Source organism: Natrinema sp. SYSU A 869 (genome assembly GCF_019879105.1).
Classification (GTDB): Archaea; Halobacteriota; Halobacteria; order Halobacteriales; family Natrialbaceae; genus Natrinema.
This window is the reverse complement of record NZ_CP082249.1, coordinates 1,121,862-1,142,992: the sequence shown is the minus strand read 5'-3', so window position 1 is coordinate 1,142,992 and position 21,131 is coordinate 1,121,862. Positions and strand designations below refer to the sequence as shown.

Sequence of the window (21,131 nt, the reverse complement as noted above, 5' to 3'; positions counted from 1 at the left end):
GCTCGGACGAGAATCGGAGACACTCGACGACGTGTTCCTCGCGCTCACCGGTGCCCGTACGGAGTCGGCCGCGGAGCACGAGCGGAACTCTCTCCTTAGCGGGCGCTACTAGCAGAATTCAGTCGGTTGAACCCGCTTCCGAGACGGATCTCTCGAGGTGGACTGAAAACGGAAAGGTGGGACGAGGAGACGGGCGCGGGCGTGGTTGCTCGGTTCCCGGGAACCGAGCGCGCGACGGGCCGGAGCGACGCGCAATGCCGGTTGGACGTGAAAAGCGCCTGTCCCGGCATCCGTACCAATGGTATGCCGAAGTAAAAAGTCAGCGGTCGGCGAGGATCGCGGTCCCACGTCGGTTACAGCCGTCGGTCCCGCAGCGCCGGGAACTCCTCCCGGACGTCCGCGACCGCCTCCGTGTCGATCTCGGTCGTGACAAGCGCCGGCTCGTCGCCGCTCGAGGCCAGCGGGACGCCCCAGGGGTCGTAGACGCTCGAGCGACCCAGCAGCGTGGCGTCGTCGAACTCGCCGGAGCCGTTGATCGTCGCCACGTAGGCCTGATTCTCGATCGCGCGGGCCCGCGAGAGGGTCTCCCAGTGTTCGATGCGCGGGTAGGGCCACGCGCTGGGAACGAGTACCAGTTCGACGCCGTCGTCGACCAGTCGGCGATAGAGTTCGGGGAATCGCAGGTCGTAACAGGTCGTCACGCCGACGGTGAACTCGCCGACCGTCGCCGTCTCGACATGCTCGCCGGGGACGAGCAGATCGGATTCCGCGGACTCGTAGCCGAAGAGGTGGTGTTTCCGGTAGACTAGTTGCAGTTCGCCGGCGGCGTCGAACAGCGCGGACGTGTTCGCGAGCCCCTCGTCGGCGGGAGTTTCGATGCTCTCGGTCGCCGACAGGTCCTCGACGATACTGCCCGCGAGGACAGCGATCCCGTGGTCGGCCGCCGCCGCTCGGAGTCGGCCGAACGTCTCGCCTGCGAACGGTTCCGCATTGCGCGCGTAGAGGTCGAACGCGAAGTAGCCTACGTTGAACAGCTCCGGCAATGCAACCAGGTCTGCGCCGCGGTCGGCGGCCCGCGACACCGCCTCGAGCGCTCGGTCGACGTTCGCTTCGACCTCGCCGGCCTCGACGTGAATCTGTGCGAGCGCGAGTGTGAGGGAGTCCCCGCTATCGGCGTCGGAAGCGTTGGCGTCCGTCTCGGCAGTCATGGTTCCACTGTGGCCGCCCCACGATCGTTACTGTGTCGTCTGCAGGTCTCGCTCGAGGTCGCGCTGGAGATTCTGGAGTTCCGAGTCGAGATTGCGTTTGAAGAACTTCTCGACGCCCGGCAGTTTGCCGTCGACGACGAAGTGGTTCTCGAGGCGAGTGCCGTCCTCGGTGTCGACGATTTCGTGTTCGCCGGTGACCTCCATTACTTTGGATTTGCCGACGAACTTGACGTACTCGGGCGGTTTGCGCGTGACGTCCTCGGTGTTTACGGTCACGGTTTTCCGCACGAGTGGGATGGGAAGTTTCACCTGCCAGGTTACTCGCCGTCCGTTCGAATCGTCGACGGAGTACTCTTGGACGACGCTAATCGCCCGAGCGCGGTTTGCCGGATCGGCGATGAACTCCCAGACCCGCTCGGGTGACGCCGCCACGTCGAATGATCGGTCGACCTGTACAGTCATGCCCGTACGTGTGCGATTGTCGGATAAAAAGACCGTGGACCGCGTGCGGTCACCGCTGCCGATTCGAGCGGTACTGATCGGGTCTCGGTCAGGGTCCAACTGTGATGACGTCCGATCCCCGCCGCTGGTCAACTGATCGTGACGCGCCAGGTCGTCGACCGAGCACGGCCCCATTTTTCGATGTCGACTTCGTCCGTCTTCTCCGCGAGATGGGGGAGGCGAGCGCCGACCTGTTTCGACGAGAGTCCGATCGCGTCCGCGATGTTTTTCGCCCGGAAGTACTGCTCGCCGCGTGCGGCGCTATCGCGGAGGTACGAGATGATTCGCTGCTCTTCGTCGGAGTAATCGGTCATCGTCCGTATGTCTCTGTAGGGAGTCGTTGGTCTTAACTCTTAACGGCCGGTACGGCCCCGGTCGACGCGGATCACCACTTGGGCAGCGGCTTCGATCGTCATCAGTGTCGGGTTAGTGCCAGTAGAGGTGGATACCGACGACCGCCAGCGAGCTAAAGAGAACGGCCGCAGCGAAGCCCCACGCCGCCGTCAGGTCCGGTGCGCCGGTATACATCAATAGTGCGCCGATCACCGCGAGCGCGCCCAGTGCGAGCGCCAGTCCAACGCCCTTGTCCGTCGTCTCGGTTTCCGTAGCCATGCTCGGGCGTTGTGTGTGGGGTCTCTTAACTTCACTCATTCCTGAGCGCCTGAGATCCAAAAGCAACACACTGGAGACCTGAACTTTCAGTAAGCTCGTAGAGCCAGTCATAGAGCAATAAGATTCCACCATCTTTCATTTTCATAAGTAATCTGAAAGAGAAACAGCCTGCAATACCTCTCCTCAAACGGTTTGAAAGTGCGTTTCACTCGCTTCCAGCAGCAGTGTGGTGGTGAGTCCGTTCGGTACTATCACGCTGAAACGCATCTCACACAATCGAACGGGGTAACGCTGATGTGAAGTATGATAGGCTGACGAGAGAGATAACTGAGAAATTAGATTACTATCAGTGATACCATCTTGTCCTACCTGTCGGGAAATCCCGGCGTGACTGCCGGGGTGGCTATCACTTGATCGTGGTGTGTTCGGACTCCTCGTTCAGCGCGAGATTCGCTGCAATTTCGGCGTTCCGCATCGCGTATTGGGCGGTCTGCTGGAGGCTGACCAGTACTTCTCGGATCCGCAGCAGATCCTCGTTGTCCATCTCCGGGAGCCCCGAGAGAATCTCCTGCTCGAGGTCGGAGATGTCGTGGAACAGCGCCCGGACCTCGTTGGACTTGTCGTAGTCACGTTCGACGGCCGCTTCGACGGCGCGGGACGTGATCTCGTCGACCAGATCGTTCAGCTCTCGGATCTCGCGCATCACCGAGCTGTCGACGTTCAGGGTGTGGCCCTCGGTCTCGATGACGATATCGGCGATGTCCTCGCCGTTGTCGGCGGTCAACTCGAGGTTCTTCGCGATCGAGCGGTAGCCGATCAGCGGGAAGCCGGTGTTGAGGCCGACCGCTCGCGCGAGGTTAGGGTTCTGGTAGGCCGTAAAGATCAGTCGCAACAACAGGACGAAGATCTTGTTGGCCTGTCGCTCCCGGTTCAGGGCGCGCTGGGCCAGATCGGGGTTGCCGTGGGCCAGCGCCTTGATCCCCTCGCCACGCATCGTCTGGCCGGTTCGCTCGAGGCGCTCGAGTAAGTTGTCGAGCGTGAAGTCCTCGGGGTCGACCGAACAGCGAATCGAGATGCTCTCGGGGGTCTCCTCGATGACGCCCAGTCCCATCAGTTGCGTTTCAGCCTGGTAGACCGCGTTGATGTGGTCGGACTCGAGGGCACCGTCCTCGCGTTCGATGCGGATGATGCGCCGGCCAAGGACGTACTGGGCGACGATTGCGCGCTCGACAGCGTCGGCGTCGAGTTCGTCGGTGTGAATGATCGATTCGGTTTCCTCCGAGCTGGCGGACTCGGGCATCACGGTCAGGGTTCCTTTCCCGCTGGTCCGAAGCGAGACTTCGTCTCCTTTCTCGACGCCGTGTTCGGATGCCCACTCCGCGGGGAGCGTCATCGCGAGCGTCGACGGACCAAGTCGTTGCACTTTCCGCGTTTCCATACGACACCGTAGGACCGAACCGACCTTAATCTTGACTATATGCTCATTATATAGGATCGAATCGTTATATGGTTGATTTCAGTGACCGTTTCAGTCGACACCTTAGACATTCGCGGTCTCGAGGGGATACCTTAGTCTCTATGGCAGTATCCCCTAGACGACGTTCACGAGGCGAGTGGTAAACCGGCCGGTCCGTACTCGGAGCCAGCCACGAAGTTCGTCGTCGATCTCTGCGTCGTCGGTGTCGACGCGCAATGAATCAATGTCATTGAGTTTCTCGCCGGCAGCCACGACCTCGATGTCGTCGGCCCGCCGGATCACTGCGGGTGAGATCTGGTGATTGCCGCGCCCGAAATAAAGCCCTGTCCGCCGATCGGTGAGACGACGATCGTGACGGGGTCCGCGAGGACCGCGAGGATGTCCGACTCCGCAGCGTCGCGAACGAGCAGTTCCCCATGCTCTGGGGATGGACCGCCTGCGTCGCCGTCCGAACCCCCCGAGCCCCCCGTTTCGGCGGCTCGCCAGACATCGACGCCCAGCGGTGAGGGGTCGATTCCCAACTCCGCCTCAATCGCGCCGACGGTACTGCCGGGACCAAAGACGTAGGTTCGCCCCGGTTCGACTTCGCGGGCGAACCCCGCGGCCAGCGAGTCGACGCTCCCGCTCGAGACCTGCTTGCCCGACTGGACGGCCGGAGCAACGGGAACCGGGACGATGGCCTTGAGCGCCGTCCGAACCTCCCCCTCGCGGTACGCGTCCTCGTCGATGTCGTTGACTTCGCGGCGCTCGACGCGGTCGAACTCGGCGGCGATCCGGCCGGCGTCGGCCGGCGTCACGCCGAAGACTGACGAATAGATCTTGACGCCGGCCGGCACGCCGAGCATCGGCGTGTCGCCCCCATCGGCCTCGAGTACTTCGGCGACGTCGACGGCGGTCCCATCGCCGCCGACGAAGAAGATGAGATCGACGTCGCGCTCGAGGAGCGCTCGAACGGCCGCCCGCGTGTCGGCCGCCGTTGTCTCCGCGGTTGCTGGTTCAGTAGCGCTTGGCGAATCGGCCGACTCGGCTCTGTGGTTCCTATCCGCCGGCTCGTAGACGACTTCGGGCTCGTAGCCGACGTCTCTCGCCGCGCGTTCGCCCAGCACACCCGCGGCCGTGAAGACAGAAACCTCGGGCGCACGCCGGTGCAATGATCGCAGCGCCTCGCGTGCACGGTCCGGCGCCCGTGGCTCGGCACCGCGGCGACGCGCTTCCGCGACGTTCCCGTCAGTCCCCTTCAGTCCGACCCGACCGCCCATCCCCGCGATCGGGTTGACGACGACGCCGATGGACTCCATAGCGAGGCATGGGGACGCCAGTGGCAAAGCCGTATCGCAGGGGGATCACCGGGTCCGCGTCTTGAGGAGGAGTTCGACGACTGTGCCCGCGCCTCGAGATCGCTTCGGGAGACCGGCTCGCTTTCTGAAAGGTTAAGAGGGATGCGAACCGATCGCCGATCATGACTGCACTGATCGAGGCCGCCGTTCTCGCGACGGAAACCGAACCGGAGCTGCCGATGCAGTTCGTCGGCTGGGGCGCGCTCGCCCTGGGCCTGCTGGTGACGATCGCTTGGTTGCTCTCTTTCTACCGCTAACCTGCCCGGCCCGACCTTACGGTGAGTCGACCCGTTCGCGGAGCCACGCGGCCGCGTCTGCGACGGTCGCCTCGTCGGTCCCCTTGAGTTCGATCCGGACCGAGTCGCCCGGATAGCTTCCCACGGAGACATCGAATTGCTCGCGGAGTTCGGCGATCCGGTCGAGTAATGCGCTTTCGGGTTCGTCGGCGACGACTGCGTCTCGATACGTCGGTGTGCCCGTGAACTCCTCGGCGATGGACTCGAATATCGCTTTCATCTCCGAGGGGACGCCTGGAAGCACGTAGACGCCCTCGAGGACCGCGCCGGGGGCAACGCCGGTCTCGTTGTGGAGCGCTCGTGCGCCCGCCGGCAGGTCCGCCGTTCCCGACGCGAGATCGTCGCGGGTGTAGCCGTCTTCCTCGAGCCAGGCGAGGGCGGCGTCGTGTTCCTCGACCGAGCGGCCGAGCGCAGCGGCGACGCCGTCCATGGTGATGTCGTCGTGGGTCGGCCCGAGGCCTCCGGTGACGATGACAGCGTCGTATTCCGCGCGGTATTCGTTGACGACGCGGGCGATATCGCCGATCCGGTCCGGGACCGTGGTCACCCGCTCGACGGTGACGCCGCGATCGGCAAGCCGTTCACAGAGCCATGTGGCGTTCGTATTCGTCGTTCGTCCGGCGAGCAGTTCGTCCCCGACCGTTACGACCGCGACGTTCATACCGACTCGTTCGAGCCCGGTCCTCAAATGGGTCTCGCCCTCGTCGCAGTCGGTTCCGAGTCGACGAAATTTCGGTCATTGAATCGCGACCGTTCCTCTCAGTGAATATATAGCACCATTCACAGTAACCACAAGATTCAATCCAGATTATTGGTAAGAGGGAGAGTATGTCTCGGAGTCGGACAGAATACAACGAAGTGGATTCGGCTGCAGTCCTCTCTGCGCTGGGGAGTAAATATAGCGCAGAGATTCTCTGTGCTGCGGGCACACCGAAATCGGCACAGTCACTGAGCGAAGATATTGAGATACCGATCGCGACCTGCTATCGTCGGATCGAAGAACTCGTCAACGCCGGGTTGTTGACCTGCGAGGGGCGACAACTCTCCGACGAGGGCCGACGAACGAACATCTATCGACGAACGCTCGACGAGATCGAAATCGACTTTTCGGACGATGTCCCCACGTTCTCGCGAAAACGGCGCACCGAGGCCAAGAACAGGTTACAGGATCAACTCGAGGACTGAGTCCGGGTCCGAGCCTCCACGTAACTACCCCTTCTCTCAGTCGTCTACCAGTCGTGATCGCTGTCGACTGAACTGCAACACCCCGCCGATTTCGGCGAGCGATGTCACTCGAGTACCGCGTCGGTAGGGGCCACGTTCGCCGCACGGTCTCCATCTGCCCGTCTCCGATATCGACGAGTGTCATCTCATCGACAACTGTCTGAACTACGTCGATGCCTAGAGGATTCGACGTATATTATAAGAACGTCTACACTATTTATTCCCCTCGAGTCGCTTCGATAGGGTGCATGTGGGAACTCGGCCCTGATGCGGACGAACCGGAGTGGCAGTCAGTCGAAACGCCGTTCTCGATCGATCTCTTCGAGGTCGTGGACACGGTTGCTGGTCCTTACGCAATCGGTGACGACGGTGTCATTGTCGCCAACCGCGGCGACGGTTGGGAGGTGATCATCGACGACGGTCCCAACGTCAGGGACAACCGGCTTCGGGGACTGGATGTCACGGACGATGGCGGCCGGATCTGGTTTGCGGGCTCGAGCGGTGCGATCGGCTGTTACGACATCGAGACGCGGCGGAAGTTCGACTACTCGTATCCAAAGGAGATGACGAGCACTTGGGAAGGGATCGCTGTCTCAGGGGAGACGGGTGACGAGAAACTCCTCGTTGCAAACGGCTCCGGCGAAATCCTTCCAGTTACGCTCCACGGGTTCGATGTGAACTGGGGCGTCACGAGCAAGCCAAACGAGAAGGGATCAAAAGTAGCCGGCCTCGCGGCCTCGCCGAACGGCTACGGCTACGCCGTCGACACGAGTGGGAACGCGTTCAAAACCACCGAAGACGACGGCTGGGAGGACATTGGAATCGTCAATGCGCAGGTAAAGTTCTACGACATCTGGGCGGGCGAGGACGAACGCGTGTACGTGGCCGCTGGTGATGGCCGTCTCTACCGGTACGATGACTCGTATCAGGACTGGACCCCAATCGGGGTCGGCGAAAAGTCACTCTACGCCTTCGACAAGTACGACGACCAGCTGGTCGCTCTCGGAGACGGCGGTGCCCTATTCCAGCGCATCGACGGTGGAGAGCGGTGGGAGAAACAACACACACCTACTGACAGCGACCTCAACGACATCGCACTCGGCGATCCGGATGTCGCGGTCGGCAAAAGCGGGCTCATTATCAAACGTCTCCGTGGCGAACCCCGTGATGCGCGAACGAGTCCTGACGGCGACAACTTCGACGGTCGGGGTGAGAATTTCGAACCCGACGAAACCCCTCACGAGAGTTCGACGACGACATCGGGTGACGACAGTAGCAGCAAGCAGGAGGGACCGAGCAAGTCGGAACACGCCGACGAGTCCGAACCGGACGAGGAATCGACCGACGACACGGATAACTAGCAGCCGTTATAGCTAGCATCCGTTCCATCATCGAACGACGGGCACCGAATGTCGGGATCCGGCTCCAGTCAGACATTCAGGAGTGAGTCGACAATAGCATCGACGATCCGACTTACTTACTCCGCCCTGCCCTCGAGGATGAGACCGTTTTGTCCGACGGCGATGCTCGGCGAGCCGACGAGGACGCCGTGAATCGTTTCCGTCCCGTTCCAGTCCGTTTCGCGCCATGTATCGCGTTCCCGAACGCGGAGGAGGCCGCTCTCACCACCCGCCAATCGCTCTCGTCCGTTCACGTCCAGACACTTGATGGCGGCGTCGCCCACGGAGTGTGGAGTCCACTGGTCGGCCTCGGTGCGTTCGTACAGTCGGCCGTTCCCGCCACTGACGACGAGAGTTGACGCCCCAGTCGCGGCCGCGTAGAGGCTGTGCTCCACATCAGTGAGGCCGATCCGTTCCCACCCTTCTGGGGCCGTCTTCCACACGTTCGCATTGTCGTCGACACCGTATCCGACTCCCTCACCGTCGGCTGCAAGCGCCGTGACTGCGGTTCCATCAGCGGGAGTCGTCCGCCGGTTCCAGTCCGGTTGATCACCGGCGACGATTCCGGGGAGGACAACGCCGTTTCCGTCGGCGAGCAGGAGCTTCTCGGAGCCGCGAGTGCCGGCGACAGCGAGCGCGTGAAACGTGACGTCCATTCCATCGGGTCTGGAGTGATCGACCCGGGTACCGCTCGGGAGGTCGTAGTAGCCGACCGCTCCTCCCGAACCGGAGAACCACACTCGCCGTCCGTCGTCGGTGGCAGCGACTGCGTGGAGTGTTTCGCCTCGTGCTGCGGGGCCATCCGGTACGACGATACCCCAGGATCCGTCCGCGGCTCGACCGACGACGGTACCGCCGCCACCGACAGCACAGGGGCCGTTCGCCGCGTCCGTGACGTCGTAAACGGCACCCTCGATCGGCGTCGAGGTTGCCGTCCACGTGAGTCGATCGTCCGTTCCCGATTCGAACTCCCACATACGGCCCGTTGGAACTCATCGTGTAAGAGCATCGGTTACCGCTCGGAATCCTGCAGTATCTCGTCAGGCACTTCCTCCCGAAGCACCACCCCGATCACGACCGTTTTCGGTGCTAGCACCGACAAAAACGACTGATCGACCCGACTCGGCAGGACGGACCGACTGGGCCGGAAGCCCTGCGCCTGATCCTCCAGGTTTAAGTATTCCCAAGATAATATCTGGGTATGACTGAACGCATGGGAAGCCAGGCAGCTGAAGACGCAGTTGACGGGAGTCCCGTCGATGACTCGGTTGTCGGAACCCGGCGCGTCCTCCACGTCGGCTACGACCGGCCGATACGGATTAGCGCCGGTCACCGGATCCAACACCACGATGGCAAGTGTTCGCGACCCCACGGCCACAACTACGAGGTTGCCGTCACCGTCACGGGCGAGCTAACGGAAGCGGGATGGATTGCGGACAAAGGAGATATTACTGACGTAATATCCGAGTGGGACCACATGTTCCTGCTCGAGGCTGACGATCCCCTTGTCGAAGCCTTCGAAGCGGCTGGGGACGACGACGGTGTCATCGTCCTCGAACACCCGCCGACGGCCGAAGTGATGAGCATCCTCCTGGAGCGGAAACTCGAGGCGGCGTTGCCCGAAACGGTCACCGACGTCGCAGTACAGGTCAACGAAACGAGCGAACTCTGTGGCGGGAGCGAGATCTGAGATGCCTGTTTCCGATTCCGTCGACCTCGAGTCCGAAACCGATTCGGATACTGCTGCCGAAGCCGAGAACGAGGAATCACCCGACGGACTGCCGATCAACGAGTTATTCTACTCCCTGCAGGGCGAGGGAACCCTCGCTGGCGTCCCGTCGGTTTTCGTCCGCACGAGCGGCTGTAACCTTCGATGTTGGTTCTGCGACTCTTATCACACTTCCTGGGAACCGACCCACGCCTGGCTGGACCTCGAGGAGATTCTCGCCGAGATCGAGTCCCACGACGCCGACCACGTGGTCCTCACCGGCGGGGAACCGCTGATTCACGAGGAGAGTGCCGCCTTGCTCGAGGCCCTCGACGATCGGGGGTATCACACCACCGTCGAGACCAACGGGACGATCTACCGGGACGCGCCGATCGATCTCGCGTCCGTGAGCCCGAAACTCGAGAGCAGTACACCGACGCCCGACCGTGATCCCAAAGGGGAGGGCGAGTGGGAAGAGCGCCACGAGCGCGACCGGATCGATATGGACTCGCTCACCCGACTCGTGAAGAGCTACGACTTTCAGTTGAAGTTCGTCGTGACCGACGCTGAGGACATGCCGGAGATCCTCGATCTGCTCGCGGACCTCCGCGACGCCGCCGACGTCCCGGTCAGCGACGACGACGTGCTTTTGATGCCCGAAGGGGCGACCCGAGAACGACTCGCAGAGACCCGCACCAAAGTCGCAGACCTCGCGATGGAGTACGGTTTCCGCTACACGCCGCGACTGCACGTCGACCTCTGGAACGACGCGCCTGAGACGTAATCACAGCAACTCGAGATCACTATGACCGACGCGACCACTGACGCCACGACCGACGAATCGATGTCCGAACGCGCCGTCGTCCTCCTTTCGGGCGGCATGGACAGCGCCACCGCTGCCGCTGAGGCCCGCGAGCAGGGCTACGAGATCTACGCCCTACACACTACGTACGGCCAGCGCACGGCGGACCGCGAACTCGAGTGTGCATGCCGACTCGCCGAGGAGTTCGACGCGGCGGACTTCCTGCAGATCGAGACGGGCCACCTCTCGGCGATCGGGGACTCGAGTCTGACCGACGAGGAGATGGACGTCGCGGACGCCGATATGGAGAGTGACGAGATTCCCACCTCGTACGTCCCCTTCCGGAACGCGAACCTGCTCGCGATAGCGGTCTCCTACGCCGAGGCCAACGACTGCGAGGCGGTCTTCATCGGTGCCCACAGCGAGGACTTCTCGGGGTATCCTGACTGCCGGCCCGCATTCTTCGAGGCCTTCGAGCAGGTCGTCGACGTTGGGACGAAACCCGAGACCGAGATTTCGATCGACGCCCCCTTCGTGGAGTGGTCGAAGACCGACATCGCCGAGCGCGGCGTCGACCTCGAGGTGCCCTACGAACACACCTGGAGTTGCTATCGCGAGAACGAACCGGCCTGTGGCACCTGCGATGCATGCGCGTTCCGGTTGCAGGCGTTCCAGAACATCGGCGTTCGCGACCCGATCGAGTACGCCGAGCGACCATCGTACGCTGACGAAACTACTGGTCTGTAGTCCGCTCGCGATCTGTCACGATCCGTCGGAATGCCTCAAAATTCGTTAAAACCCGTCCGGATTCCGGAACACGATAAAAACCTTCAACAGCCGACACGTCGAACTGGTCGCTCGTGACGCACTCCGTGTTTCGATGGTTCCGAGACGACGACGGGGGTTGGCAGTTCCCCGAGGGGCGTCGCGGCGAACTCGTGACGCTAGCCCTCGGCCTCCCGTTCCTTGCCGGGTTCGTTCACAGTGAGATGGGGCTTCCCCGGCCCATCGAGTACTGGCCGACAATGCTCCTCAGTACGTGGTGTGGGTTCCTGTACGCGACCTATTATCGGACGGCAGTCGTCGAGCGCGTCCCCGACTGGGTCTCCGTCGGACAGGTAATTTCCCTCCTGGCCGGCGGGTTCGGTCTCACTGTCCTCAAGATCGTCCACGTCGCCGACCTGACGGTCCTGTTCGTCCTCGCTACCGGCGGGACCATCTTGGCAATCTACGTCGTCAGGGCCTGCTCGCCGCTCCATCCCGGCCTCGAGCCGCCGCGACGCGGTGTCAAATCACCACCGGCGGTCGAATCGGGTTCGAAGAGGGGGATGGAGGCAACTGCGAGTCGTAACCGCTGACGGCGATCGTCGCTACCACGCCGCCGCGAGTCTGCGTTTCACTCGTCGATGTCGGTCCGTCGGCGCAGCCACTCGAGGGCGAGTGCCCCGCCACCGATGCTCGTACCGGCGGTGAACCCGGGAGTTTCATCGGAATCGTTGGACGATTCGGTATCGGTGTTGTCGGCCGCTTCGTTCTCGGAGCCACCGATCGACTCGTTTCCGGCACCGGCTGATTCGTTTCCGGCATCAGCTGGTTCGTTTCCGGCATCGGCCGATTCGTTCCCGGCATCGGTCGATTCGTTCCCGGCATCGGCCGATTCGTTCCCGGCATCGGCCGATTCGTTCCCGGCATCGGTCGATTCGTTCCCGTCGTCGGAGGTGTTCTCGTCGCCGTCGTCGCCCTCGTCGACTCGATCTTCGCCGTCGGTTCGGATCGCGAACAGGGCATCACCGCTGACGTAGACGGTTTCGCCGACGACCGCCACCTGTCGCGGCTTCGTACCGGTGTCGACGTGCCAGTCGCCGCTTCCGTTCGTTCGGTCGAACGCGGCCACGCCTGATTCCTCGAGCCCTACGTAGACGGATTCGGAGTCAACGACCGCCGAAGCGAACGACCTGTCGCCGTCCGACGGTTGCCAGACGCGATCCCCCGTCTCCGAATCGTAGCCGGTGACGGTCTTCCGTTCGCCGTCTTCGTCGTCGGTCACGGCGTAGACGCGATCGCCGGCGAGTACGTCCAGCGAGTGGGTAGGAGCCGTCGATCGTTTCGTCCCGGTTTCGGCGTCGTAGACCGTTACGACGTCGTTTTTGACGGCGGCGACGACACCGTTGGCGGCTACCGGACGGCCGGAAAACGTGCTCGAGGCCCAGTCTTCGACGCGGTCCGTCCACCGCTCGTCCCCGGTTTCGATGTCCAGGGCGAACAGCTGATTGATGCCCAGGGCGAACACCGTCCCGTTAGCGACGGCGACGGAGTCTCGCTGAAGGTAATCGCCCCGTTCCTTCCCGTCGTCAGTCGTCACCGTGCCCGGCTCGAACTGCCACTGCTGCTCGCCGCTGTGTGCGTCGAGCGCGTACAGGACCTTGTCGGCGACGAGAAATACCAGTCCGTCCGCGACCGTAGGTGATAGATTCGTCTCGGACCCGAGGTCGCTCTTCTGCCAGCGGGGCTCTCCGGTCGCGACGTCGAGCGCGGTCAGATTCGGCTCTCCCCTCTTGCTGGTGACGTAAACCGTGTCGTGTGCGACCGCCGGTGGCCCCATGGCGACCACCGGTTCCTCCCGACTCGCCGTCGTGATTTCGGTTTCCCAGTGGAGCGACCCGTCGGCCGCGTCGATCGCACGCACTTGGCCGTCGTCAGCGACGAGGTAGACCGTCCCGTCGACGACGGCGAACGTTCCGCCGTGGTCGTACTCCCAGTCGACAGCGACCGGCGATTTCGGCCCGGCCGCCCCCGGAACGAAACCCGTGTTTCCCGCATCGCCGCGGATCGACGACCAGCCGCTCGCGCCGTTCGTGGTCGTCGATTCGTCGGCCGTCGATTCTCCGCCCGCGGTTTCGTTGTCCCCGGCTCCGCCGGCGTCGGTTTCTTGGGCTGCTACCGTACCCGTCGTTGCACCTGTTCCGACAGCAAGCGTGAGTCCGGCGTACCGTAGCACGTTCCGTCTTGCGTACTCGCTCATACTCTATTCGGACGGCGGTATCGAGTACTGTTACTTATCGGTTCGATAACACCGTCCCATCTGGGAAACACGGGAGTGAGAACGGTTGCTACAGCGGAAATACGTGGCAGTGTAAGTGGGTGCTGCTGTTTTTCAGGTACTTACCACGCCCGCTCGAGCACGCCTTCGATCTCTTCGACAGTCGGGTCCAATCCCGGCGGCGCGTTGGCCATGAACGGGTCCTCGAGAATCGCTTCGGCAACCGCGGTGAACTCGTCCGGTTCGGGGCCATCGACATCCCGAAGCCGCGAGGGCAGGCCGAGCGCGTCCCGAACCTCGGTGACTGCCTCGACGACCGCAGCGCGCTGATCCGCGGCCTCCCCGACGCCGAGCGCGTTCGCGAGCATTCCCGATCGGGCGTCCACGCCCTCCTGCCCGAAGCAATACTCGAGGACGCGGGGGACGACGATGCCGTGTGCGGCTCCCTGCTGGACATCGTATGTCCGCGTAAGTCCGTGGCCGAAGGCGTGGACGATCGAGGCCGTCGTCTCGCCGGGCCGCGAGATACCGTACTGGACGAGCACGATCCCCTCGAGGATCGTCTCGAACGTCCCGATATCGCGGTCGCCGTCGCCGAACGCGCCGAGGCCGTCCTCGAGTTTCTCGAGGCCATGTCTCGCCATCGCGTCGGTCACCGGCGTCGCGTTACTCGCGTAGAGCGTCTCGATTCCCTTGTCGAAGCCGTTCATCGCCGAGCCCGCGAGCACGGAGTCGGGCGTGGTCGCGACCAGTTCCGGATCGTAGAACGCGGCCACGGGCATCAGTCCGGGATCGGAAACCCCGCCACCGATCTCCTCATCGACCAGCCCCGACTCGGGCGCGGCGGTGACGCCGGCAACCATCGAGAGGTCGGCACCGGCCAGCGTAGTAGGGATCGCGACGATCGGGACCAGTCCGTCCTCGGGGACGCTGATCGCCCCCGTCTCGGCGAACTCCTCGGCCACGTCCGCCGCCGGTCGGTCGGTCGCCGCGAGAACACTGATGACCGTTGCGACGTCGAGACTGCTGCCGCCGCCGAGGCTGACGAGGACGTCGGCGTCGTCTATCCGCAGTTGCTCGCGGCCGTCGACCGCCGTCGCGAGCCGTTTCTTCGGCGTCGTCTCGTCGAAAACGCCGGCCAGCCGATCGCCGAGGCCCGTCCTGACCGGGTCGATGACTTCGGGCGTGCTCCCGACGGTCGAGCCACAGACGACCAGGGCGCGCTCGAGACCCTGTGCCTCGAGTTCGGTCGCGAGGTCGTCGACGCAGCCGGAACCGAACCTGATCGTCGCGGGGTCGTACTCGAATCGGAAGGCCGGATCACGGTCGCTCGAGTCGGCTCTCGTCATGGACTCCTATACGGGGCGATCGGTGTTAAAAGCGAGAGCAGCGGCCACCCGTTCGTGGCCGCAGTCGATATCGAAATCTCTCGAGCGTCGAGTCCCGACGCCGGATTACCGCTCGTTTCGGTCGGCCCAGGGACGCAGGATCGCGTGGACCGCCTCGTTCATCGGCGTCTCGACGCCGACCTCGTCCGCGTGTCGAACGACGGAGCCGTGGAGTGCCTCGAGTTCCAGTTGCTTGTCGTGTGTCAGGTCGTAGTGCAGCGACGAGTACATCCCCGGATCGAGGTCGCGAGCGAACTCGAGCCACCCGTCGACGGTATCTTCAGGGATGTCAACGCCTTCCGCATTCCCGACGGTACAGACCTCCTCGATGAGTCGACGGTACATCGTCCAGGAGGCGTCGGTCTCACGGAGTTCGCCGACCGGGAGCCGAGTCGTTGCGGTCATCCCGGCATGTGCACAGATGAACGCGAATTTCCGCCAGCGTTCGACGGTGATGTCCTCGGCGAGTACGGCGTCAACGCCCTCGCTCTCCGAGAGTGCGCCATCGAGTCGCTCGATTCGGTCAGTTCGCTCGTCGTCGAGTTCACCGTAGATGAACCGGGCCGGGCCGCCGGTGTGCTCGACGACGCCGGGTGCGCCGATAGTCGAGAAGATGTAGGCCACCCCGCCGACGACGTGGTCCTCGCCGATTTCCTCGGCAAGCCACTGTTCGTTGTCGACGCCGTTCTGGAAGGTGACCACGGCCGTGTCGGCACCGAGCAGTGGCTCGAGATCAGTCGCCGCATCTCGCGTGTCGTGGGCCTTCACGCAGAACAGGACGTAATCACAGGCCCCGATATCCGCCGGGTCGTCGGTCGCCGGTAGCTCGACAGACGTATCGCCGCGGATGCTCTCGACGCGCAGGCTGTCGGACTCGAGGGCGGCGAGGTGGTCGCCCCTCGCGATGAGATGGACCTCGTGGCCCGCATCCGCGAGTCGGGCTCCGAGGTAGCCGCCGACGCCGCCGGCACCGAAGACAGCGAATTTCATACCCGCAGTACGGACAGATCGATCAAAGGAGTTGTGGCGGGCAAGCGGCCCGATGACTCGACTCAGTCCTCGCCGGATGCGACGTTCGGGCCGTCGAACTCTGGCAACTGCGCCTCGATTTGCTCGCGCTCGTCCTCGAGTCGCTCCGGGAGTGTGAGCCGCGAGCCGAGTTCCTCGAGGGCCTCGTCTTCCGTGAAGCCGGGGCCGGTCGTCGCCATCTCGAAGAGGATGCCGCCGGGGCCGCGCGTGTAGATCGACTGGAAGTACTTCCGGTCGATAACCGCCGACGGAGCGAGTCCCGCATCGGCGAAGGCCTTGCGCCACTGCTCTTGCTCTTCGACGCTCTCGGCTTTGAACGCGATGTGGTGGACGGTTCCGACGCCCATCTGCCCGCGGCCGGCGTCGGTCTCGACGAGGTCGACGATCGAACCGGGGCCGCCGGTCGCGCTCCGGTAGCGATGACGGCCGTCGACGTTGACCTCGAGTTCATAGCCGAGGACGTCGGTCAGGATCGTCTCGGTGGGGCCGTAGTCGTCGACGGCCAGCGTGACGTTGTAGAAACCCCGTAGCTGGTACTCGGTCGGAACGGGGCCGTCCTCCCACGGCGTCGCGTCGAACGCGGCGTCTGTAGCCGCTACCAGTTCGAGTTCGATCCCGTCTGGGTCCGAAATCCGGAGGACAGTCTCGTCGAACCGTTCTTCGTCCTCGAATTCGATGCCGTTCGACTCGAGGCGGTCGCGCCAGTAGTCAACCGAATCCGTGGGAATCCCGTAGGCGGTCGTCTGCGTCTGGCCGGCACCGAATCGGCCCTGCCGACCCTGATCTGCCCACGGGAAGAAGGTGATGTTCGTGCCGGGCGACCCCTCGCCGTCGCCGAAGTAGAAGTGATCGGTACCCGTATCGTCGTGATTGACGGTCTGCTTAACGAATCGCAGTCCAAGAGTCCCAACGTAGAAGTCGGCGTTTTTCTGGGGGTCGCCGGCGATTGCGGTCACGTGGTGGAGTCCGGGCGTGTTCGGTGACATTACTGTCGCTAGGGATCCACTGCTTGAATCGTTTGCTCGCGTCCGCGTCACCCGGGGACACGAAGGTTACCGCCTCAAATCAGCCGCGGTCGACTTCACATATCCGCGACTCGAGACGCAACTCACCGCTCGATGGAAACGACTGTTAACACCCCACGGGCGTAACAGGACGTCGCGTCGCCGAGGAACTGGGCTGAGAGGTCGCGACGCCGGCGCGAGCGCGGGAGATCCTCAGGCTGTGACCGCGTCCCCTCGAGCATCGACCGGCCCGCATCACCGGATCGACCCAAATGATTAGCGTGAATCCGTGGTAGTACCGTTATGAACGTCCTCGAAGCGCTTCGAGCCGAGTCCGGCGTCGTCGCGGTCGTCGGTGCGGGCGGCAAGAAGACGACGCTCTATACGCTGGCCACGCGGGCCGCTCGCAGCCACTCCCTGCGAGCGGTCGTGACGGCGACGGTTCGAATCCCCATCTTCGACCGGCACGTCGAGGCGGTCACCGTGACAGACGACCCGGTCGCGGCGCTCGAGCAAGCGGACGAATGGCCGGTCGGCGTCGTCCCGGAACGGGAGGGGGAAGACCGGTACGTGGGATACGACCCCGCGGTCGTCGACGACCTCGCGGCGGCCGACGTCGCCGATCTCGTCCTCGTCAAGGCCGACGGTGCGCGGACGCGGGAGTTCAAGGCTCCCAACGAGCGCGAACCACAACTCCCCCGGCGCGTCGACACCGTGGTCCCGATCGCGAGCGTTCAGGCCGTCGGCAAGCCGCTCTCAGCCGAGCACGTTCACCGACCGGAGCGAGTGACGGCGATCACCGGACTCGATCGCGGTGACACGATCCGCCCTGTCGACGTGGCCCGCGTGCTCGCGAGCGAGCGCGGCGGACTGAAGAGCGTGCCGGCGGGGGCGACGGTCGTCCCGCTGCTCAACAAGGTCGACGACGACGATCTGCGGGACGTCGCCGCAGAGATTGGGACGGAGGTACTCGAGCGAGCGCCGGCCGTGAGGCGAGTCGTTTTGACGCGGATGGTCGCGGAGGAACCGGTGGTCGACGTCCTCGAGAACTAGTCTCCGACTCGTGTCACGGTTCGAGGACCGGAGTCGGATTGTTTCCTCGAGCCGATCCGCTCCGCCTCGATCGCGAGTGCAATCGCATTTCATCGTTCGAAAACGGGGTTGTCGGCCGGAATCTCTCACGAGACACGGATGGGCCGGTCTTTCAGCGAGGCTGATCCGGGTTCGAATTCCCCGCCTGCGTCAAGCGGGGGATCAGGACCGAAACATAGGTTTAGCCCCGTCTAATTATAGTGGGTTCAAGTGACACCACGATGAGTCGCTCAAAGCGACCGATTCCTTCCGCGAAGAATCAGCCGAGCGGGTGAAAACCTCTGCTACCGCCGAATGCATACGCACTGATACATCGTCAGTGACCAGTAGTAACGAAGGAGCTGTCCCGTCGAGGACGTCATCCGCTACTTCCCATCTGGAATTTTACCAGCCCCTACTTTCGATTAGACTCAACCTAGGTTTAGACGCGTCAAATTAATATAGAAGGTTGTCTAACACCCGAACGTGAACAGTCGAGTTCCCAGGTTGGAAACGAGAAAATGCCATCGATAGATTATAACAGCGCAGCTGAACTGACAGAACAGCTCGAGGAGCGACTCGTCGAGGCAGTCGGTGAGAAGCCGGACGTCAGCCGACGAACGGTGCTCGGCGGGCTGGGGATCGCCGGGAGTGCAGCTATCGGGATCGGGAGCACACAGGCGGGTGCCAATTCCGGTCACGATGACGAGGACGAACACGGTACATTCGGTGCCGTCGACGAATATCGCGATGCGAATTTCGATCCCCACGAGTTCCTGACTACGTTCAACACCGGGGACGGCGGTCAGGACACCGTCCCACAGCGGGTTTACGAGGAGGACGGTCGAACCGTTCGAGAGTTCGAGTTCACCGCAGTCGACACGACGATCACGATCGCACCCGGCATCGAGTTCGAAGCCTGGGCGTTCAACGGGCAGGTGCCGGGGCCGACGATCCGCGCCGTCGAGGGTGATCTCATTCGAGTCACGTTCGAAACCTCGGGCGGCACGCCCACACGATTCATCCTCACCTGAAGAATCTCAACCCCGAAATGGACGGGATCCCCCAGAACGGACCCGGCGTGCTCGAGACCGGCGAGTCGTACACCTACGAGTGGATTGCACAGCCCGCCGGCGTGCACTTCTATCACTGCCACTCGCTGCCGTTAAAAGAGCACATCCATCGAGGCCTTTACGGCACGATCATCGTCGACCCGGATCCCGAACGAGTCAGGAATACCCCGGCCGACTACGTGACCGATCATCCGAGCCAGATCACCGACACGATGGTCGATGACCTGGTCACCGAAGCCAGGACGCGCAACCACGAGTACGCCGAGAACGACGCCGTCAACGAGCTGGTGATCGTGATGAACTCGTTCGACACCGACTTCGACGGCGAAAACGAGGTGTACGCCGCGAACACGCGGGCCTTCGCCTACGGTGTCGGCGAGACCGACGGGAACGGCGACTGGAAGGCTGGCGAGACGAAACACCCCATCCAGATCGACAAGAACGAACGTCAGCGGGTGTATCTCGTGAACACGACGGAGTTCGACCCCATCAATTCCTTCCACACCCACTCGCAGTTCTTCGAGTACTACGACCACGGAACGACATTGTTGCCGACGCGACAGACCGTCGACACTATCATGCAGACGCAGGCGCAGCGGGGTATCATCGAACTCGACTACTCCGATCACGAACCGGGGCTGTACATGTTCCACGCTCACCAGTCGGAGTTCGCCGAACTCGGCTGGATGAGCTTCTTCGAGGTGGTTTAAATGGCGGATAACCGACGAGAGACGACGACGGACGGAGGCGTAACGGCCGAGAACGAGCTCGGGCAGCCATTCGGCGTCCCACGATGGGTCACCGCGTTGCTCCCGATCGTGTTGCTCGTACTCGTCTTGGGCGCGTTCGTGTTCACCTCTCCCCTCGCAGGGGTACAGAGCGGTGAACCGCTCCCCGACGTGACGGTCACTCACACCACGCTGCCGAGTGATGACACCGTCGTCCTGCACGTCACGAACAACGGCCCGGAGGAAGTGACGATCTCTCAGGTCCTCGTCGACGAGGCCTACTGGGACTTCCGCGTCGAGGGCGCTGGTGGTGACCGGACGCTCGAGCCGCGAGAAAGCGCACGCGTCACTGTTCCGTATCACTGGAACCCGGGCTGGGATCTCGAAGTCGATCTCGTGCTCTCGGACGGCACGACGATCGGTCACGATATCGAAGCACCCCAGCAGACGCCCGGATTCAGCGCTGACGTCCTGTGGACGCTGGCGCTCATCGGACTGTTCGTCGGGGTGATTCCGGTCGCGCTCGGAATGCTCTGGTTCCCGTACATCCGGACGATGAGTGACCGCACTTTGCACGCCGTTCTCTTGTTTGCCACCGGCGTGCTCGGCTTCCTTGCGTTCGACGCCGGGTTCGAGGCGTTCGAACTCGCCGAGCGAATCCCGGGTGCCTACGAAGGCAACCTCCTGGTCGTCTCCGGCATTCTTGGTGCCCTGTTACTCGTCCAGTCGATCAGTTCGTGGCGGGAGGGACGCGCCGCCGCCGGTGACAGTCGAGCGAGCAGCGGTCTCTGGGTCGCGTATCTGGTGGCGCTTGGAATTGGCTTACACAACCTCGCGGAGGGACTCGCCATCGGGAGTTCGTTCGCGCTCGGTCGCGTCTCGCTCGGTGCGTTCCTCGTCATCGGGTTCATGCTCCACAACGTGACCGAAGGGCCGGCCGTCGTTGCGCCGGTCGCGCGCGACGAGCGCCCGGCCTGGTGGCACTTCGTGGCACTCGGTCTCCTCGCCGGCGCACCCGTCATCCTCGGCGGATGGATCGGGAGCCTCGCCTACTCGCCGACGGTCGGTGCGTTCTTCCTCGCGATCGGTGTCGGTGCGATCCTCCAGGTCGACTGGGAGATCGCACGGATGGTTCGTGACGCGGGTGGACGCGTCGGAAGCGCCACAAATCTGCTGGCCTTCCTGATCGGCTTCGGCGTGATGTACGCGACCGATCTCTTCGTCGCGATCTAA

General features: G+C 63.3%; 23 protein-coding genes and 1 pseudogene. 11 read left to right on the top strand and 13 right to left on the bottom strand.

Features of this window, described 5'->3' with window-relative positions:
- Positions 1 to 353: 353 nt before the first annotated feature.
- The 6 genes and pseudogenes from K6I40_RS13830 to K6I40_RS13805 all read right to left on the bottom strand — a co-directional run bounded on the left by K6I40_RS13830 (position 354) and on the right by K6I40_RS13805 (position 5,096).
- On the bottom strand, positions 354 to 1,208 hold the full coding sequence (locus K6I40_RS13830) for a carbon-nitrogen family hydrolase (RefSeq protein WP_222919616.1): 855 nt from the start codon (positions 1,206 to 1,208) through the stop codon (positions 354 to 356).
- 27 nt (positions 1,209 to 1,235) lie between these two features.
- Positions 1,236 to 1,670, bottom strand: a complete 435-nt coding sequence (locus K6I40_RS13825; protein WP_222919615.1) for an SRPBCC family protein — start codon at positions 1,668 to 1,670, stop codon at positions 1,236 to 1,238.
- 128 nt (positions 1,671 to 1,798) lie between these two features.
- Positions 1,799 to 2,023 carry a hypothetical protein gene (locus K6I40_RS13820; RefSeq protein WP_222919613.1) on the bottom strand — a complete coding sequence of 75 codons (225 nt, stop codon included), beginning with the start codon at positions 2,021 to 2,023 and terminating at the stop codon, positions 1,799 to 1,801.
- Positions 2,024 to 2,135: 112 nt separating this feature from the next.
- Complete coding sequence (locus tag K6I40_RS13815) at positions 2,136 to 2,321, bottom strand: hypothetical protein (protein ID WP_222919612.1); 186 nt, start codon at positions 2,319 to 2,321, stop codon at positions 2,136 to 2,138.
- A 406-nt stretch (positions 2,322 to 2,727) separates the two neighbouring features.
- Positions 2,728 to 3,759 (bottom strand): phosphate uptake regulator PhoU, encoded by a 1,032-nt coding sequence (locus K6I40_RS13810; protein WP_222919611.1) that lies wholly within the window; start codon positions 3,757 to 3,759, stop codon positions 2,728 to 2,730.
- 153 nt (positions 3,760 to 3,912) lie between these two features.
- Positions 3,913 to 5,096, bottom strand: a pseudogene (locus K6I40_RS13805) (ATP-NAD kinase family protein).
- A gap of 161 nt (positions 5,097 to 5,257) precedes the next feature.
- Here K6I40_RS13805 and K6I40_RS28445 point away from each other — a divergent pair.
- Entirely contained in the window at positions 5,258 to 5,392 is a 135-nt protein-coding gene (locus tag K6I40_RS28445; RefSeq protein ID WP_255682041.1) for a hypothetical protein, read from the top strand.
- Positions 5,393 to 5,408: 16 nt separating this feature from the next.
- Here the strand turns inward: K6I40_RS28445 and K6I40_RS13800 are convergent, their stop codons facing one another.
- Positions 5,409 to 6,092 (bottom strand): molybdopterin-binding protein, encoded by a 684-nt coding sequence (locus K6I40_RS13800; RefSeq protein ID WP_222919610.1) that lies wholly within the window; start codon positions 6,090 to 6,092, stop codon positions 5,409 to 5,411.
- 167 nt (positions 6,093 to 6,259) lie between these two features.
- On the opposite strand from K6I40_RS13800, the gene K6I40_RS13795 reads away from it, so the two are divergent.
- Together K6I40_RS13795 and K6I40_RS13790 are read left to right on the top strand one after the other, a co-directional pair.
- A complete protein-coding gene (locus K6I40_RS13795) occupies positions 6,260 to 6,616 on the top strand; it encodes a helix-turn-helix domain-containing protein (RefSeq protein WP_222919609.1) in 357 nt (118 codons plus the stop codon).
- A 287-nt stretch (positions 6,617 to 6,903) separates the two neighbouring features.
- Positions 6,904 to 8,016: a hypothetical protein gene (locus K6I40_RS13790; RefSeq protein WP_222919608.1), complete on the top strand. Its 1,113-nt coding sequence runs from the start codon at positions 6,904 to 6,906 to the stop codon at positions 8,014 to 8,016.
- A gap of 116 nt (positions 8,017 to 8,132) precedes the next feature.
- On the opposite strand, the gene K6I40_RS13785 is transcribed toward K6I40_RS13790, so the two are convergent.
- On the bottom strand, positions 8,133 to 9,032 hold the full coding sequence (locus K6I40_RS13785) for a hypothetical protein (RefSeq protein WP_222919607.1): 900 nt from the start codon (positions 9,030 to 9,032) through the stop codon (positions 8,133 to 8,135).
- 236 nt (positions 9,033 to 9,268) lie between these two features.
- Between K6I40_RS13785 and K6I40_RS13780 the strand changes: the two genes are divergently transcribed.
- The 4 genes from K6I40_RS13780 (at position 9,269) to K6I40_RS13765 (ending at position 11,923) form a co-directional block, all read left to right on the top strand.
- The gene (locus tag K6I40_RS13780) at positions 9,269 to 9,745 is read left to right on the top strand and encodes a 6-pyruvoyl tetrahydropterin synthase family protein (RefSeq protein WP_222920368.1); all 477 of its coding nucleotides are present in this window, start codon (positions 9,269 to 9,271) and stop codon (positions 9,743 to 9,745) included.
- A 1-nt stretch (position 9,746) separates the two neighbouring features.
- On the top strand, positions 9,747 to 10,547 hold the full coding sequence (locus tag K6I40_RS13775; RefSeq protein ID WP_222919606.1) for a 7-carboxy-7-deazaguanine synthase QueE: 801 nt from the start codon (positions 9,747 to 9,749) through the stop codon (positions 10,545 to 10,547).
- Positions 10,548 to 10,568: 21 nt separating this feature from the next.
- Positions 10,569 to 11,312 (top strand): 7-cyano-7-deazaguanine synthase QueC, encoded by a 744-nt coding sequence (gene queC, locus K6I40_RS13770; RefSeq protein ID WP_222919605.1) that lies wholly within the window; start codon positions 10,569 to 10,571, stop codon positions 11,310 to 11,312.
- 113 nt (positions 11,313 to 11,425) lie between these two features.
- Complete coding sequence (locus tag K6I40_RS13765) at positions 11,426 to 11,923, top strand: hypothetical protein (RefSeq protein ID WP_255682039.1); 498 nt, start codon at positions 11,426 to 11,428, stop codon at positions 11,921 to 11,923.
- Positions 11,924 to 11,961: 38 nt separating this feature from the next.
- On the opposite strand, the gene K6I40_RS13760 is transcribed toward K6I40_RS13765, so the two are convergent.
- The 5 genes from K6I40_RS13760 to K6I40_RS13740 all read right to left on the bottom strand — a co-directional run bounded on the left by K6I40_RS13760 (position 11,962) and on the right by K6I40_RS13740 (position 17,298).
- Complete coding sequence (locus K6I40_RS13760; RefSeq protein ID WP_222919604.1) at positions 11,962 to 13,587, bottom strand: PQQ-binding-like beta-propeller repeat protein; 1,626 nt, start codon at positions 13,585 to 13,587, stop codon at positions 11,962 to 11,964.
- A 140-nt stretch (positions 13,588 to 13,727) separates the two neighbouring features.
- On the bottom strand, positions 13,728 to 14,954 hold the full coding sequence (locus K6I40_RS13755; RefSeq protein ID WP_222919603.1) for an iron-containing alcohol dehydrogenase family protein: 1,227 nt from the start codon (positions 14,952 to 14,954) through the stop codon (positions 13,728 to 13,730).
- Positions 14,955 to 15,059: 105 nt separating this feature from the next.
- Complete coding sequence (locus K6I40_RS13750) at positions 15,060 to 15,983, bottom strand: 2-dehydropantoate 2-reductase (protein ID WP_222919602.1); 924 nt, start codon at positions 15,981 to 15,983, stop codon at positions 15,060 to 15,062.
- 62 nt (positions 15,984 to 16,045) lie between these two features.
- Positions 16,046 to 17,008 carry a ring-cleaving dioxygenase gene (locus K6I40_RS13745; RefSeq protein ID WP_222919601.1) on the bottom strand — a complete coding sequence of 321 codons (963 nt, stop codon included), beginning with the start codon at positions 17,006 to 17,008 and terminating at the stop codon, positions 16,046 to 16,048.
- Between the two features lie 122 nt (positions 17,009 to 17,130).
- Positions 17,131 to 17,298, bottom strand: coding sequence for a hypothetical protein (locus tag K6I40_RS13740; RefSeq protein WP_222919600.1), 168 nt, complete (start codon positions 17,296 to 17,298; stop codon positions 17,131 to 17,133).
- 31 nt (positions 17,299 to 17,329) lie between these two features.
- On the opposite strand from K6I40_RS13740, the gene yqeC reads away from it, so the two are divergent.
- The 4 genes from yqeC (at position 17,330) to K6I40_RS13725 (ending at position 21,131) form a co-directional block, all read left to right on the top strand.
- Positions 17,330 to 18,079: a selenium cofactor biosynthesis protein YqeC gene (yqeC, locus tag K6I40_RS13735; protein ID WP_222919599.1), complete on the top strand. Its 750-nt coding sequence runs from the start codon at positions 17,330 to 17,332 to the stop codon at positions 18,077 to 18,079.
- Positions 18,080 to 18,618: 539 nt separating this feature from the next.
- A complete protein-coding gene (locus K6I40_RS28440; RefSeq protein ID WP_345779436.1) occupies positions 18,619 to 19,131 on the top strand; it encodes a multicopper oxidase domain-containing protein in 513 nt (170 codons plus the stop codon).
- Positions 19,116 to 19,880 (top strand): multicopper oxidase domain-containing protein, encoded by a 765-nt coding sequence (locus tag K6I40_RS29005; protein WP_345779444.1) that lies wholly within the window; start codon positions 19,116 to 19,118, stop codon positions 19,878 to 19,880. Before K6I40_RS28440 ends, K6I40_RS29005 begins: the two co-directional genes overlap by 16 nt.
- Entirely contained in the window at positions 19,881 to 21,131 is a 1,251-nt protein-coding gene (locus K6I40_RS13725; protein ID WP_222919598.1) for a metal transporter, read from the top strand.